This window comes from Pseudomonas sp. Irchel s3a18, assembly GCF_900187535.1.
GTDB lineage: Bacteria > Pseudomonadota > Gammaproteobacteria > Pseudomonadales > Pseudomonadaceae > Aquipseudomonas.
Window position 1 is genome coordinate 160,148 of sequence record NZ_FYDV01000006.1, and the last position, 14,295, is coordinate 174,442.

At 57.6% G+C, this 14,295-nt stretch carries 11 protein-coding genes and 1 pseudogene; 4 read left to right on the forward strand and 8 right to left on the reverse strand.

Translation table 11 applies throughout. From position 1 onward, the window contains the following. Positions 1-14 precede the first annotated feature (14 nt). Complete coding sequence (locus CKW29_RS11170) at positions 15-2,546, reverse strand: sulfite reductase flavoprotein subunit alpha (RefSeq protein ID WP_095148481.1); 2,532 nt, start codon at positions 2,544-2,546, stop codon at positions 15-17. Between the two features lie 209 nt (positions 2,547-2,755). Further along, positions 2,756-5,089 (reverse strand): TonB-dependent siderophore receptor, encoded by a 2,334-nt coding sequence (locus CKW29_RS11175; RefSeq protein ID WP_095148482.1) that lies wholly within the window; start codon positions 5,087-5,089, stop codon positions 2,756-2,758. Positions 5,090-5,296: 207 nt separating this feature from the next. On the opposite strand from CKW29_RS11175, the gene CKW29_RS11180 reads away from it, so the two are divergent. After that, complete coding sequence (locus tag CKW29_RS11180; RefSeq protein ID WP_095145038.1) at positions 5,297-5,977, forward strand: Fe2+-dependent dioxygenase; 681 nt, start codon at positions 5,297-5,299, stop codon at positions 5,975-5,977. After that, entirely contained in the window at positions 5,974-6,741 is a 768-nt protein-coding gene (locus tag CKW29_RS11185) for a tetratricopeptide repeat protein (protein WP_095145037.1), read from the forward strand. The genes CKW29_RS11180 and CKW29_RS11185 overlap by 4 nt, the downstream gene beginning before the upstream one ends. 122 nt (positions 6,742-6,863) lie before the next feature. On the opposite strand, the gene CKW29_RS11190 is transcribed toward CKW29_RS11185, so the two are convergent. Together CKW29_RS11190 and CKW29_RS11195 are read right to left on the reverse strand one after the other, a co-directional pair. Continuing rightward, on the reverse strand, positions 6,864-7,877 hold the full coding sequence (locus CKW29_RS11190; RefSeq protein WP_095148483.1) for an alpha-xenorhabdolysin family binary toxin subunit B: 1,014 nt from the start codon (positions 7,875-7,877) through the stop codon (positions 6,864-6,866). 61 nt (positions 7,878-7,938) lie between these two features. After that, entirely contained in the window at positions 7,939-9,120 is a 1,182-nt protein-coding gene (locus CKW29_RS11195) for an alpha-xenorhabdolysin family binary toxin subunit A (RefSeq protein ID WP_095148484.1), read from the reverse strand. Between the two features lie 319 nt (positions 9,121-9,439). Between CKW29_RS11195 and CKW29_RS25785 the strand changes: the two genes are divergently transcribed. Together CKW29_RS25785 and CKW29_RS25790 are read left to right on the forward strand one after the other, a co-directional pair. Further along, positions 9,440-9,676 carry a hypothetical protein gene (locus CKW29_RS25785; RefSeq protein WP_176465307.1) on the forward strand — a complete coding sequence of 79 codons (237 nt, stop codon included), beginning with the start codon at positions 9,440-9,442 and terminating at the stop codon, positions 9,674-9,676. Beyond that, a pseudogene (locus CKW29_RS25790) lies at positions 9,675-9,865 on the forward strand (integrase core domain-containing protein); the annotation flags it as partial. The gene CKW29_RS25785 and the pseudogene CKW29_RS25790, both read left to right, overlap by 2 nt. A 49-nt stretch (positions 9,866-9,914) precedes the next feature. On the opposite strand, the gene CKW29_RS11205 reads toward CKW29_RS25790, so the two are convergent. The 4 genes from CKW29_RS11205 to CKW29_RS11220 all read right to left on the reverse strand — a co-directional run bounded on the left by CKW29_RS11205 (position 9,915) and on the right by CKW29_RS11220 (position 14,275). After that, positions 9,915-11,078: a type III PLP-dependent enzyme gene (locus CKW29_RS11205; RefSeq protein WP_095145034.1), complete on the reverse strand. Its 1,164-nt coding sequence runs from the start codon at positions 11,076-11,078 to the stop codon at positions 9,915-9,917. A gap of 471 nt (positions 11,079-11,549) precedes the next feature. Beyond that, positions 11,550-12,707 carry a betaine/proline/choline family ABC transporter ATP-binding protein gene (locus CKW29_RS11210; protein ID WP_095148485.1) on the reverse strand — a complete coding sequence of 386 codons (1,158 nt, stop codon included), beginning with the start codon at positions 12,705-12,707 and terminating at the stop codon, positions 11,550-11,552. Then, positions 12,704-13,357: an ABC transporter permease gene (locus CKW29_RS11215; protein WP_095145032.1), complete on the reverse strand. Its 654-nt coding sequence runs from the start codon at positions 13,355-13,357 to the stop codon at positions 12,704-12,706. Before CKW29_RS11215 ends, CKW29_RS11210 begins: the two co-directional genes overlap by 4 nt. Positions 13,358-13,372: 15 nt before the next feature. Continuing rightward, positions 13,373-14,275 carry a glycine betaine ABC transporter substrate-binding protein gene (locus CKW29_RS11220; RefSeq protein ID WP_095145031.1) on the reverse strand — a complete coding sequence of 301 codons (903 nt, stop codon included), beginning with the start codon at positions 14,273-14,275 and terminating at the stop codon, positions 13,373-13,375. Positions 14,276-14,295: the final 20 nt, after the last annotated feature.

Here is a 14,295-nt window from a genome sequence, read left to right on the forward strand (position 1 = left end):
TCGGCTGGCGGGTGTCAGTAAACGTCGCGGCGGTAGCGCCCTTGTTCGATCAACCGTTCGACCGCTTCTGTACCCAACACGTCGTTGAGCACCTGATCCACCCCGCTGGCCATCCCTTGCAGGCTGCCGCAGATGTAGATCGAAGCGCCCTCGGCCAACCATTTCTGCAACTCGACGGCCTGTTGGCGCAGGCGATCCTGCACGTAGACTTTCTCGGCCTGATCCCGTGAGAACGCAAGGTCCAGGCGTTCCAGGTCACCCTCGATCAACCAGCCTTCCAGCTCATCGCGGCACAGGTAGTCATGGGCGCGATTACGTTCGCCGAACAGCAGCCAGTTGCGGGTCTGGCCCTCGGTAATCCGCGCCTTGAGCAAGCTGCGCAGGCCGGCCAGGCCCGTGCCGTTACCCAGCAGAATCATCGGCACCGGGGAGGCGGGCAGATGAAAGCCACTGTTGCGCCGGACCCGCAGGCTGATCGACGAACCCACGGCGGCGTGCTCGGTCAGCCAGCCAGAGCCGATGCCCAGGCTGCCATCGGCATGACGCTCCTGACGCACGATCAGTTCCAATACCCCGTCGGCGGCAATCGAGGCAATCGAATACTCGCGCATGGCCAGCGGCACCAAGGCATCCACCAGTGCCTGAGCGTGCAGGCCCACCAAGTGAGCGCGATTGCCCGGCAATTGGCGGCTGGTCAACGCTTGTTCCAGGGACTCCGGCAAGCCATCGAGTTGCACCTGGGTGTTGCCGGGGATACCCAGCCCGTCCAGGAAGTGCTCAACCGCCCACGGGCAATTGCGTGGCAGCACTTCCACCAGGTCGCCGGCCAGCCAGCTGCTGGTGTCGGGTGGGGTCAGGCTCAGTAAATAGACTTCGGAGCCTGCGCTGTCGGGGTTCAGCAGGTCACGGGCGCTCAAGGTCCAGTGGGTGTAACCGGGCGCTTTCCAGGTCTCGACCGGTGCTTGTCCGGTCAATTGAGCGAGTTGCTGCTGCCAATGGCTCAGGGCGTAGGGGTCGCCACTGTCGACTTCCACCGGGGCAAACAGCGTGGTGCCGCCATGCTCTGCCAGCCACGCGTGCAAGCGTCTGGCGAAGCCACAGAAGTGCTGATACTGCCGGTCACCCAGGCCAAGGATCGCGTAATTGAGGCTGGCAAGCGTTGCTGCCTGGCCCAGCACTTTACGCTCGAAACCACGGGCACTGTCCGGCGCCTCGCCATCGCCAAAGGTGCTGACGACGAACAACGCATTGCCTGAATCGCGCAAGTCCTGTTCGCTCACGCTGGCCAGGGGCTGCACCTTGACCGGCAGCCCTGCGGCCTGCAATTGGCTGGCGGTCTGCCAGGCCAGTTGTTCGGCAAAACCACTCTGGCTGGCAAACCCGATCAACCATGCTGGTGCATTGCCGGTGGTGGGCGCCAGGTCTTTGCGCGCCTGTTTGACCTGGCGTTTCTTGCGCCGACGGTCCAGGTACAGCAACCAGCCGGTGATGAAGAACAGCGGCATCAGCGCGGCGCCGACCATCAGTACGATCCGCCCGACGATCCCGAAGTAACTGCCGACGTGCAGCGCGTAGATGCTGGTCAGCAGTTGCGCCTTGAAGCTTTTGTCACTGTAGCGATCATGCCGCTGGATGACGCCGGTGGCCGGGTCGAGCCTGATCTGGTTCAGTGCCCGGTCATGGGGTGAATCCTTCAGCAGGTAGAACACCGTCGCCTGTTGGCCGGCCACTGGCGGCATGCGCACGTTATAGGTGCTCAAACCCGGGCCTGCCGTGCTGTAGATGCTGCTCCAGATGGCATTGTAATCAGCCACTGGTGCCGGACCTGCCGGCGGTTTAGCGCCACGCCCCTTGCCTGCGCGCTCGCTCTGCGGCGAGTCGGACAGCAGTTTGTTCAGGCCCTTGTTGTACCACTCATAGGACCAGGACAAGCCGGTCAGGGCGGCCAGCAGGTACACCAGCAAGCACCAGGTGCCGGCGACCGAGTGCAGGTCCCAGTTGAAGCCGCGGCCTTTTTTCTTCCAGTCCAGGGTCAGCCAGGCCCGCCAGCTTTGCCACTGCCGCGGCCAGCGCAGGTACAACCCGGACAGGCAGAAGAAGATCAGGATCAGGGTGCAGGCACCAGTGATTTGCCGGCCGGTGTCGCCCATGGCCAGAAAACGGTGCAGTTTCAGCATCAGGTCGAAGAAGCCCTGGCCGACGGCATCGCCCATGTACTGGCCGGTGTAGGGGTCGAAGTAGCGCATCTGCCCGCGGCGTTCGCCGGGGGGCGGGGTGAAGTACACGCGCGCGGCGTTGCCGCTGTCGGTTTCGACCCAGAGCATCGCGACTTTTTTGCCTTCGATGGCTTCGACGCTGGCCACCAGGTCCACGGGCGGCAGCACACCGGCCGGGCGTTTTTCCACCTGCAGGACCTGTGGGTTGAGGGCCCGCAGGATCTCGTCCTGAAACGACACCGCGGCACCGGTGATGCCCATCAAGGCCAGCACCAGGCCTGCGCTGATGCCGAAGAACCAATGCAACTGGAACAGGGTTTTCTTCAACACGTCGACCGCCTTGCTCGTTCAAATATGTGTTTCACGGCGCGCATTATGCCGTGAGTTGTCGAGAAGCCTTCCTTCTTGCGCACAAAAGCCCCGCTCATCAGGATGAACGGGGCCTTGTGGCTTGTACGGCTAGTTCGTTAGCTCAAATTCGGATGCTGGCGCCGAAGTTGATTAACAGAACTGGCCACACAGGCCACTAACCGCTTCCATTAGAAGTGGAAGTTGGTGCTCAGCAATGCCGTACGGCCCGCCGCCTGGTTGGCGAAGTGGGTCGAGAAGGCTTTGTCGTAGTAGGTTTCGTCGGTCAGGTTCTGCACGTTCAGTTGCAGGTCGATGTTTTTGGTCAGCTTGTAGGCGGCCATGGCATCGTAGCGAACGTAGGAATCAACCATGGTGGTGTTGGCCACGCTGCCGAACACGTCATCGACGTAGAACGCGCCGCCACCGACCGTCAGCTTCGGCGTGACCTGGTAGGTCGACCAGACGCTGGCACTGTTTTTAGGCGTGTTTGGCAGCTCGTTGCCATCGGTCACGCTCATCGGGCCGCCATCGACTTGCTCGCTGTCCATGTAGGCGTAGCCGGCGAACACTTGCCATTTGTCGGTGAGCTTGCCGGTGGCCGACAGCTCAATACCTTGGACGCGAGTTGTACCGGCGTTTTCATAGGTGGTGGAATCGACCTGGACGCGGGCGTTGTCTTTCTCGGTGCGGAAGATATCGGCAGTCAGCGACAGGCGATCATTCAGCAGGTCCCACTTGGTACCGATTTCGTAGTTCTTGGTGGTTTCCGGCTCCATGTCGCTGTTGAGCAGGTTGCCGGCACGGTCGGTGGTACCCGGCAACGAGTTGCCTTCCATGCCCTCGCCGACGAAGTTGCCCGGTGGGGTGGCGGAAGTGGCATACGAGGCGTAGATGCTGCCGTTTTCGGCCGGCTTGTAGATGACGCCGAATTGACCGGTGATGAACTCGCTGGTGTCCTCGCCTTTGGCAGCGTTGCCTTTGGTCACGAGCGTCGCGCCAGAAGCGTCATAGGTGCGGTACTTGGTGTTGAAGTGGTCGTAACGCAGGCCCATGTTCACCAGCCATTGCTGCGACAGTTCCAGGGTGTCGAACGCGTAGATGGCGCGGGTATTGGCTTTTGTGTCTGTCCCGGCGTAGTTGCGCGAAATCGCACCGTTCCATGGGTCGCTCGGCGTCGGATTGGACAGCGAGGTGCAGTTGTAGCCGCTTGGCGCGCCGATCATCGATGGGGTGCAATTGCTGTTGGCACTGCCCCCCGGCACGGTGTCGGTGTTGACGTTGTACGAGGACTTCTCGCTTTCTTCGCGGCTGAACTCGATGCCGGTGGAGAAGCTGTTCTTGAAGCCCGCGATGTAGATGTCACCAAACAGGTCGGTCTGGTTAGTGGTGGTGTCGGTGTTGCTGACCCGGGTGTTGGCGCGGCGCCACACGGTGCCGTTGTTCACGTTGCCCTTGCTGTCGTCCGGCTGGGTCAGGATGTAGTCCTGCATGCTGCTGCCGTGGCGCAGGGTGTTCTTGACTGTCAGCGCGTCGCTCAGGTCGTGCTCGATGGCGAAGGTCGCGGTATCGGTACGGGTCTTGCGGAAGTCGCGATCGGTCAGGCCGTAGAAGTTGCTGCTGTCGCCGCCAGCGTAGGGCTTGTCCGGGTTGCTCTTGGTGCGGTCAGCGGTTTTGCCTGACGCCGGCACGGTATACGGGATACCCGAATCCGGCGTGTCGTTGCTTTCCAGGTGGTAGTAGTCAAGGTTGACGCGAGTGTCGGTGCCCAGGCCGAAGGCCAGGGATGGCGCGACGCCCCAACGGTCGTAGTCGACGCTGTCACGGCCGGCGACGTTGCTTTCGTGGCTCATCAGGTTCAGGCGGCCGGCAGCGGTATCGTTGAACTGGTAGTTGCCGTCCATGGTGTAGCGTTGGGTCTGGTCGGAGCCCCAGGTGAAGCCGCCGTCGAGCGAGTCGCCCAGGTGGGCTTTCTTGCTCACCAGGTTGATGCTGCCACCCGCCGCGCCACGACCGCCGATGGCGGAGTTCGGGCCCTTGCTGACTTCGATGGATTCAACGGCAAAGATTTCACGGCTTTGCGAACCGGTGTCGCGCACGCCGTCCAGGTACGTATCGCCTTGGGCGTCGAAACCACGGATGAAGGGACGGTCGCCCTGCGGGTTACCGCCTTCACCGGCACCGAAGGTGATACCCGGCACGGTACGCAGCGCATCCTGCATGTTCAGGGCGCCCGTGTCCTTGAGGACTTGTTGCGGGATCACGGTCACCGAACGCGGGGTATCGATCAACGGCGCGGTGTACTTGGGCGAAGAGGCTTTTTCTACCTGGTAGGACGTCGATTCCTGGGCCTCACCGGTCACGCTGGTGGCATCCAGAGCAATCGCATTGCTCGGTGCTTTCTCGTCAGTCTTCTCGGCCGCGAAAACCATCTGGCTTGCGGAGCTGGCGGTGATCGCCATGCCAATGGCAGAAGCGAGCAAACGCGGTGAGCTAACGGGTGATTGTAGTGGTTGGCGTGACATGGTGAATTCCCCTCCCCAAGGATTTGAGGCGGCGGAATATAGGGTAAATACGTATTTGTATCAATTGAGATACATTGCTATTTGCATTGAATTTACATTCTTTACAATTTGTCCTTACGGTTTTTACAGTCTCGTTCGTCATGGCGATTTTACATAGTCAATAAGAATCAATACCATTACGATCCCTTCGCTTTCAGGTACCGCCCCATGCTGCTGCATATTCCCGGCTTGTTCTCCCGTGAAGAGGTGCAGCGCATTCGCGAGGCTCTGGAGCAGGCTGATTGGGCCGACGGCAAGATCACCGCCGGCTATCAATCGGCCAAGGCCAAGCACAACCTGCAATTGCCTGAAGGCCATCCACTGGCCAAGGAAATCGGCGCCGCCATGCTGGAGCGGCTGTGGAAGAACCCGCGCTTCATGTCCGCGGCGTTACCGCACAAGGTCTTCCCGCCGCTGATCAATTGCTACACCGAAGGTGGCAGCTTCGACTTTCATATCGACAACGCCGTGCGCCAGCCCAAGGGCAGCATCGAGCGGGTGCGCACCGATCTGTCGTCCACGCTGTTTTTCAGCGACCCCGACGAGTACGACGGTGGCGAACTGGAAATCCAGGACACCTTCGGTACCCAACGGGTGAAGTTGCCGGCCGGCGATCTGGTGCTCTACCCGGGGACCAGCCTGCATAAGGTCAATGCCGTCACCCGTGGTGCGCGTTATGCGTCGTTTTTCTGGACCCAGAGCCTGGTGCGCGAAGACAGCCAGCGTGCCTTGCTGTTCGAGATGGACGAAGCGATCCAGCAACTGACCCGGGACATGCCCGATCACCCGTCGCTGATTCGCCTTACCGGCACCTATCACAACCTGCTGCGTCGCTGGGTCGAGGTATGAGTTATCAACTGCGCCGCGAGGAAGTCCTCGACGGTGATCGGCTCAAAGCCATGCTCAAGGAAAGCCCTGCGCGGGCGGCCCAGGCGATACTGATCTCAGCCCGGGAAGGCGAACTCGAGGCCCAGGCCTTGCTCGGGCAGATCCTGCTGGACGGGCAGGGCATCGCCCAGGATCAACCGCTGGCACTGCGTTGGTTCGACATTGCCGCCCGACAAGGGCACCTGATGGCGCGCAACATGTTTGGCCGTTGCCATGAACATGGCTGGGGTTGTGCTGCCGATGCTTCGGTTGCAGCGCGGCACTACCGGATCGCAGCGGAGGGCGGGCTGGATTGGGCGATGTACAACTACGCCAACCTGCTGGCCACCGGACGCGGCGTGGTTGAGGATCAGTTGCAAGCATTGAGTCTCTATCGCCGCGCAGCCGAACGGGGTCATGCGAAGTCGATGAACCTGCTGGGCCGTTACCTTGAAGACGGCCAGTACTGCCCGGCCGATCCTGCTGCTGCCCTTCAGTGGTATCAGCGTTCTGCCGAGGGCGGAGATTTTCGCGGGCAATTCAGCTATGCGGCTGTTCTGGCGAACGCGGGGAAAGTCGAGGAGGCCTTAGTGTGGCTCCATAAGGTATTGGCGGCAGGGAATTTGAACTTCTTGCGAGTCAGTAGCCAGGCACTGTTGCATGCTCCCCATCCCGATTTCCGGGCACTGGCGCAGCGCTATCAACAGCGCGTCGTTCAATTGCAAAAACAGGCGCTTGCGGTCTAGGCAGAGAAGTGTGGGACTGAGTGTCAAGGGGCCGCGATGGCCACCAAGGCGAGGGAAAAAGCACGGAGTACTTTCCCCCTCGCCTTAATCTGTGTGTTCCACCGAGCTGGATGGCGCCCGGTTTAGCTGCGCCACTCCTTGCGAAGGTTATCCAAATGCTTGATGAAGACGTTTGACTGTTCGATGAACTGTTTAACGACAGACTTCAGTTCGTCGGAAGCGTCATGCCTGGTAAGCTCCAAAAATTTATTAATGGATTCGGCGATGATGCTCATTTCACGTGTGTAATCTTCTCTCGGAGTTTTTATTGCCTGAAATTCAGTTAATTGTTTTTTTCGGTCTTGAAGGGTTTCTATGTTTTTGTCAATGAGAGACGAGCTCTTGCGGCGGTCATCTAGCTGCGTTTGTATCTGACGTCTGGCCTCAATCAGATTGTCATACTTGATAGCGTCGCTGATCAACCCCAGGACTTTACCTGCTGCGGCAATGCCTGCCTTGACGAGTTCAAGTTGAGGGGCTGATAGATTAAGTGCGGACAGTTTTTCGGCAGTGAGCAAAAGTTCCTTGATCAGCGCGAAGGTGTCCGTCGCTTCAATGATTTTGATCGCTTCGTTCAGCTCTGTTTCATTTTTCACCAGTTTCTCGATGGCGAGCTTTTCTTCGGCCAGGCGCGGAGTGGTATTGTTGATTGAAACATCCAGTTCACTGATCCGATATTGGTTGTCACTGAGTGTGGTTGCTTTCAAATTCGCCAGGTTGTTGTTCAGTCCTGTCGCGAGTTTCAATGTTTCGGATGTGCCGGCCTCAATCAGTAACTTGATTTCGCCGTAGTAACTATCAATGGCCTCCTGCTGTTCTGGTGTGGGCGTTTCGTGCTGTAGTTTTTCAATGACGGTATGAAATCTCTGAATTTCACTGGTTTGTAGTGCGGCGGGTACCTGGGTGATGGCTTTCAGTGTCTGTTCGTCGGTGGAATTGATTTCCATCTGTAGCGCGTTCAACTCTTCCCCTAGGACGGGTAAATAAATAGTGCTCAAGGTGCGAATTTTATAATTGAGTTCCTCCCTGCTTTTCTGAATTTTATTCAGGTCGGGTGCAGGGTATTGGAATGAAGTGCTGAGAGTATGGAGGGTCATGGTTGTCTTGCCTTTAAATGTGTAGGTGGTGGTAAATGTGTTTGAGTATCGTTCGGTAATGTCAGGAGCTACTCGTGGCATTGTTAAAGGCAGTCAATAAATCGCCCGCCTGTTTTTTTATCGCCGACCAGTTTTCCATCATCGAGGTTAACCTGGAAACAAAAGAAACCAGGTACATGGCATTGGTAACGCCATCCAGTCTTTTGCTGGAAGAATCGACATACGTCTGTATTAACTCCCAGAGGCTTTCGAGGTTCGATGAGCTGCCAGCGGCGCCTTCCACTCTGACTTGCAGGTCCTGGAGACTGGTTTCGAACGCAAGCAACGAGGCAAGGATCTCGTGGGTCGTTGCAATTTTCGATTCGATGTCTCGTCGTTCATCTGTGAGCTGGCCAAGTTCATGTCGGGCCTGCTGGGCCTTGTCACCATAAATCGTAGAAGTGACGATAAAACCGACTACACCTCCGAACAGTCCCCACCATTTGCTCTGGGAATATTTCTCGACTTCCGCATTTTTTTCGTTGATTCGTTGATTGAGGATGTCGAGTCTTTCGTTGAGCTCTTTTATTTCTTTGTTGACGTTGCGGCTATTGATAAGCGCTATTTTCAAACCCAGTGCTGGCTTCAGGGTGTTGGTAATTGTGCGCTTGAATTCGGTTGTTTTGGTTTTGGTGGTTTGTGTGCTTTGGCTGTGTTCGGTGATGACTGTTTTTAGCTCGCTGACCAACTCCAATAAGGCCGGGATTTTTTGTTTCTCCTCCCCGGTTAATTGTATTTCTGGAAGCTTGTCGATTTCCTCTGGGGTCAAATTTCCGATTTTCCCGATGCCGCTGATGTAGCTTGGCAGTGTTTTCAGGTAGTTGATGATGGAATTGCTGCTGGAAGTAAAGTTGTCAGCAAAGACGTAAAGATCCGAGCCGACCGTTTTCATGCTGGACTCAAGTGCAGACCAGGTCTCAGCGTGATTTTTCATGGCTTTATACAGAACCTGCATATCGGCTGATTTAAGTCCGGCGATATCCAGTTGGTCGTACTTATGTATCTGTTCTATTTCATTTATGTCGGTAGGCAGTGCCAGTCCGGCACTGACGTAGCGTTTGATTTTTTTAATGTCGTCGTTTGTGATCAGTAACCCTTGTTCGCGCTCGACACCTGCGAGGGTGCCGGAAACTGCACTCATGAAATCAGAAGTGAGTGAATTAATTTCTTTGGCGGTGATGTTTAGGTCTTGAGTGGCTAACATGAAAATCCCTTTTATGTTTTAGCGTTGTTGTGATGCGCTCTTTCTGTTAGGGAAAAGTAATGGTGATTATAATAAAGGTTAAGCGAATAATGTTTTCAGAATGTGTCGGGCGGGAGGTGTTGCTGATTGTCAGGCCGGTTTATCAGGTGGCTGTATTTAATGTGTGGTCAATAAGTGTGTGGGGTTGTTGTTTTTGAAATGCTAATAAACATGGGCGAGGTGGAAATAAAACAACCTGTGAATATTTACTGGGTTTTTTGTATTGCTGTCCCGCCATGAATAAGGTGTATCCCTTATGACCTGTTCTCAGGAGGACACAATGGATTCAGGTAAAAGGCGCAGTAGCGGGATTACACGCTGTGTTTTTAAACTGTCGCTCGTCGCACAGGTCGTAAAAGGCGAGTTGAGTTATAAAGAGACTCAGTTTTTCGAAGCAGTCGTCAATATTTTTATAAACGGCTACGGTATTTCCGTCGTAAAAAACGACTCGGCAAGTCCTCTCGCAAGGGCAAATCGAAGACCTGAGCATCACCAGGGCTTGCCTGTTACTTGTTGACGGCTATCAGAACGCTATGGCCGAGAGGGTAAACGGGATTCTGAAGAGGGAACTCTTGCTGCACCGATCCAAAGGATCTGGCGCAAGCGAAGCAAAGGGTGGATGAGTCGGTGATGATCTATAAACGGAGAGCGACCGCATTTGTCCCTGAAATACAAAACGCCCGATGCGGTGCATCGGGCGTTTTGAGGCTGAAATAGGTGTAAACCTATTTCAGGACTGGATATACGCGCGGGACTTAAACGTAGAACGACTTCAGAGGCGGGAAGCCATTGAACTCAACCGCGCTGTAGCTGGTGGTGTAGGCGCCGGTGGACAACCAGTACAAACGATCACCGATCGCCAGGTTCAGCGGCAGGCCGTACTTGTAGTTCTCGTACATGATGTCGGCGCTGTCGCAGGTAGGACCGGCGATGACCACTTCTTCCATCTCGCCTTTCTTCTCGGTCCAGATCGGGAACTTGATGGCTTCGTCCATGGTTTCGATCAGGCCGGAGAACTTGCCTACATCCGTGTACACCCAACGCTCTACCGCGGTACGGGATTTACGCGCGACCAGCACCACTTCGCTGACCAGGATGCCGGCGTTGGCGATCAGCGAGCGGCCTGGCTCCAGGATGATTTCCGGCAGGTCGTCACCGAAGTCTTCCTTGAGGAAGCGGATGATTTCCTCTGCGTAGGTTTCCAGGCTGTTGGTGCGGGTGATGTAGTTGGCCGGGAAGCCACCGCCCATGTTGATCAGCTTCAGGTGGATGCCGTCTTCTTCTTTCAGGCGTTCGAAGATCACTTTGACCTTGGCGATCGCGGCGTCCCATACGCTGATGTCACGCTGCTGCGAGCCCACGTGGAACGACACGCCGTAGGGCACCAGGCCCAGGTCGCGAGCGAGGATCAGCAGGTCCATGGCCATGTCGGTCTGGCAGCCGAACTTGCGCGAAAGAGGCCAGTCTGCGGTGGTCGAACCTTCGGTGAGGATGCGCACATAGACTTTCGAGCCTGGTGCGGCCTTGGCGATGTTGCGCAGGTCGGCTTCGGAGTCGGTGGAGTACAGACGCACGCCCTTCTCATAGAAGTAGCGAATGTCCTTGGATTTCTTGATGGTGTTGCCGTAGCTGATCCGGTCGGCGCTGACGCCACGGTCGAGTACTTTGTCCAGCTCATAGATCGAGGCGATGTCGAAGCTAGAGCCTTTCTCCTTGAGCAGGTCGATGATCTCGACGGCCGGGTTGGCCTTGACCGCGTAGTAGACCTTGGCGAATTCGAAACCGGCACGCAGGTCGTCATAGGCCTGGCTGATCATCGCAGTATCGATCACCACGAACGGGGTTTCTTGCTTGTCGGCGAACGCCTTCATTTTTTGAAAGGTTTCGCGCGCGAAATAGTCTTCGACCTGGATCGACATACTTGGGAGCTCCTACTGGCAAACGTTAGTAATCAATGGGTGCAAATGAACGTCCTCCGTATCCCCACTTTGGTTCGCCTACTTCCCAAGGCATGTCGCCGAAAGCAAAAAGGCCACGGGAGGCGGTGCAGCCCTTGGCCTTGCTGTCTCGTCGTCAGTACTTGAGCCGGATGGATCGTTTCCAGCATGGACGTTCGGCGCGAACTTTAGGGCGTGAGGGGCTTGAGATCAACAAAAAATGTCGCGTTTTTGCACGCTTCCGTCGTGCGGTCCCGGACAGCTACTGATGTAACCGACCTGCGTGACAGTGTGATGTTCCCGTTAAAGGGCTATTTAAGGTGATTCAGGAGTGGGTAGGAGCGAGCTTGCTCGCGATGGTGGTTAACGATAACGCGTGCTGTCTGAATAAACGCGGCGTTTTCAAGTCCATCGCGAGCTCTCGAGCGTCGACCGGCTGCTCCACAGTTTCAATCAGGCCAGCGCAGCCTCGGCTGGCGAGACAATGCTGGTCTTGCCACCCCGGGAACGTCCGGAGCTCAGGTAGGCGGCAATCGACTCCTGTGTCACTTCCCCCAGGAACACCCGCTCTGCATCCATCACCGGCAGCCACGAGCGGTTGAACTCGTACATGCGCGACAGCAGGATGCGCAAGTGTTCGTCATAGGCTGCGGTGGCGTTGAATTCACGCAGGTATTGCCCGCAGTTGCCGCTCTGGCGGTGCAGGTCGCGGCGGCGCACGTAACCCAGGGCCTTATTGTCGGCGCACGTCACGACGACATAGCGACGGTCATGTTCGTCCATCAACTCCAGTGCCTCGGCCACCGGGGTGTCCGGGCTGACGGATGGCGCGTTGTCCGCCGCGTCTTCGGCTTTCACCAGCAGCAGGCGCTTGAGGGTGCTGTCCTGGCCGACGAAGTTGCTGACGAACTCATCGGCAGGATGGGCCAGCAGCGTGTCCGGATGGTCGATCTGCAACAGCTTGCCGGCACGGAAGATGGCGATCTTGTCGCCGAGCTTGATGGCCTCGTCGATGTCGTGGCTGACCATGATCACGGTCTTGTTCAGCGCCCGCTGCATCTCGAAGAACTCGTTCTGGATCATCTCGCGGTTGATCGGGTCGACCGCACCGAACGGCTCGTCCATCAGCAGCAACGGGGCATCGGCGGCCAGGGCGCGGATCACGCCGATTCGTTGTTGCTGGCCGCCGGACAATTCGCGTGGGTAGCGATGCAGGTAGTGCTTGGGTTCAAGCTTGATCATGCTCATCAACTCGCGGGCGCGATCGTGGCATTTCTGCTTGTCCCAACCCAGCAGGCGCGGCACCACCACAATGTTTTCCTCGATGGTCATGTTGGGGAACAGGCCGATCTGCTGGATCACATAACCGATGTTGCGACGCAGGGTGACTGCGTCGAGGTCGGTGGTGTCTTCGCCGTTGATCAGGATCTTGCCCGAGGTCGGCTTGATCAGGCGGTTGATCATCTTCAGCGTGGTGCTCTTGCCGCAGCCCGACGGCCCGAGGAATACGCAAATCTCGCCTTCGTTGACGGTCAGGCTCACCGAGTCCACGGCCTTTACGTCTTTGCCGTTGCTTTGAAAGGTCTTGGTCAGGTTTTGAAGTTCGATCATTTAAGCAGTCCTTTTGGAGTCAGCGAGCGTTGCAGCCACTGCAGAAGCAGGTCGGCGAAGATGGCCAGCAAGCTGACCAGCACCGCGCCGACGATCAGCATCGACATGTCGCTGCGGCTGATGGAAGCGAGAATGAGCACACCCAGGCCACCGGCACCGATGGTGGCGGCGATGGTCATCACCCCGATGTTCATGACCACGGCGGTGCGCACGCCAGCGAGGATCACCGGCACCGCAATCGGCAACTCGACCATGCGCAAGCGCTGGCCGAAGGTCATGCCGATGCCGCGTGCGGCTTCGCGAATGCCGGGTTCCACACTGGTCAGTGCCAGGTAGGTGTTACGCATGATCGGCAGCAGGGAGTACAGGAACACCGCGGTAATCGCCGGCATCGGTCCCAGGCCCTGGCCGAATGTCGAGTACACCGGCAGCAGCAAGCCGAACAGGGCAATCGACGGAATGGTCAGCAGCACCGTGGCGCTGGCTTGCAGGGGGCCGGCGAGTGACGGGAAGCGCGTCATCAGAATACCCAGTGGCACGCCGACCAGGATCGCCAGGGTGACGGCAATCCCGACCAGGGTGATGTGTTGCCAGGTCAAGTGCAGGACGAGCGGCCAGTCCAGGTGGGAAAAGGCGTTGAAAAACTCCATGGCTTTTCCTCCGGTTCAATTAACAGAAAGCAGTGGGTGCTGGCGCAGGAAATCAGCGGCCACGGCCGACGGGCTTTCATGGTTGACGTCGACCCGGGCGTTGAGCTGGCGCATGGTTTCGTCGTCGAACAGATCGGCCAGCGGTTTGAGCTGCGCGGCCAGTTGCGGGTGGGTGTCGAGGTAGGCCTGGCGTACCACGGGGGCGGCGGTGTAGTCGGGGAAGTAGTGTTTGTCGTCTGCCAGCAACTTGAGTTTGAAGGCGTTGAGGCGGCCGTCCGTGGTGTAGACCAACCCGGCAAACACCTGGCCATTGCGCAGCGCGGTGTAGACCAGGCCGGCATCCATCTGGCGGATGTTACGCCGGGTCAGGTCCATGTCGTAGCGCTTGAGCATGCCGGCCAGGCCGTCGGAACGGTTGGCAAACTCGGTGTCCAGCGCCACCAGCGGTTGGTCGTTGGCCGCATTGCGCAACGCGGTGTCGAGCTCACTGATCGTATTGATCTGCGGGTAGCGGGCGGCGACGTTTTCCGGCAACGCCAAGGCGTAGGTGTTGCTGAATTTCGACGGTGAAAGCCAGGTCAGGCCCTTCTTCGCGTCCAGCTCAGTGACCCGTGCCAGTGACTGCTGGCTGTCGAGTTTTTCCGTGACATGGTTGTAGGACACCAGTGACACACCGGTGTATTCCCAGACCAGATCCAGTTGTCCGGTTTCCTGGGCGCTGCGGGCCAGGTTGCTGCCCAGGCCGCCAGTAACCTGAGCGTCATAGCCCTGGGTGCGCAAGTATTGAGCGGTGATTTCGGCCAGTAGGGTTTGTTCGGTGAATACGCGCGCGCCAATGCGAATCAGCGGTTTTTCCGCGGCGTGGGCAATTCCTGCGCACAGCAGGACGCAGCCTAGTAAAAAGCGAATGGTTTTCATGAGTCTTCCTTTACCGGGGC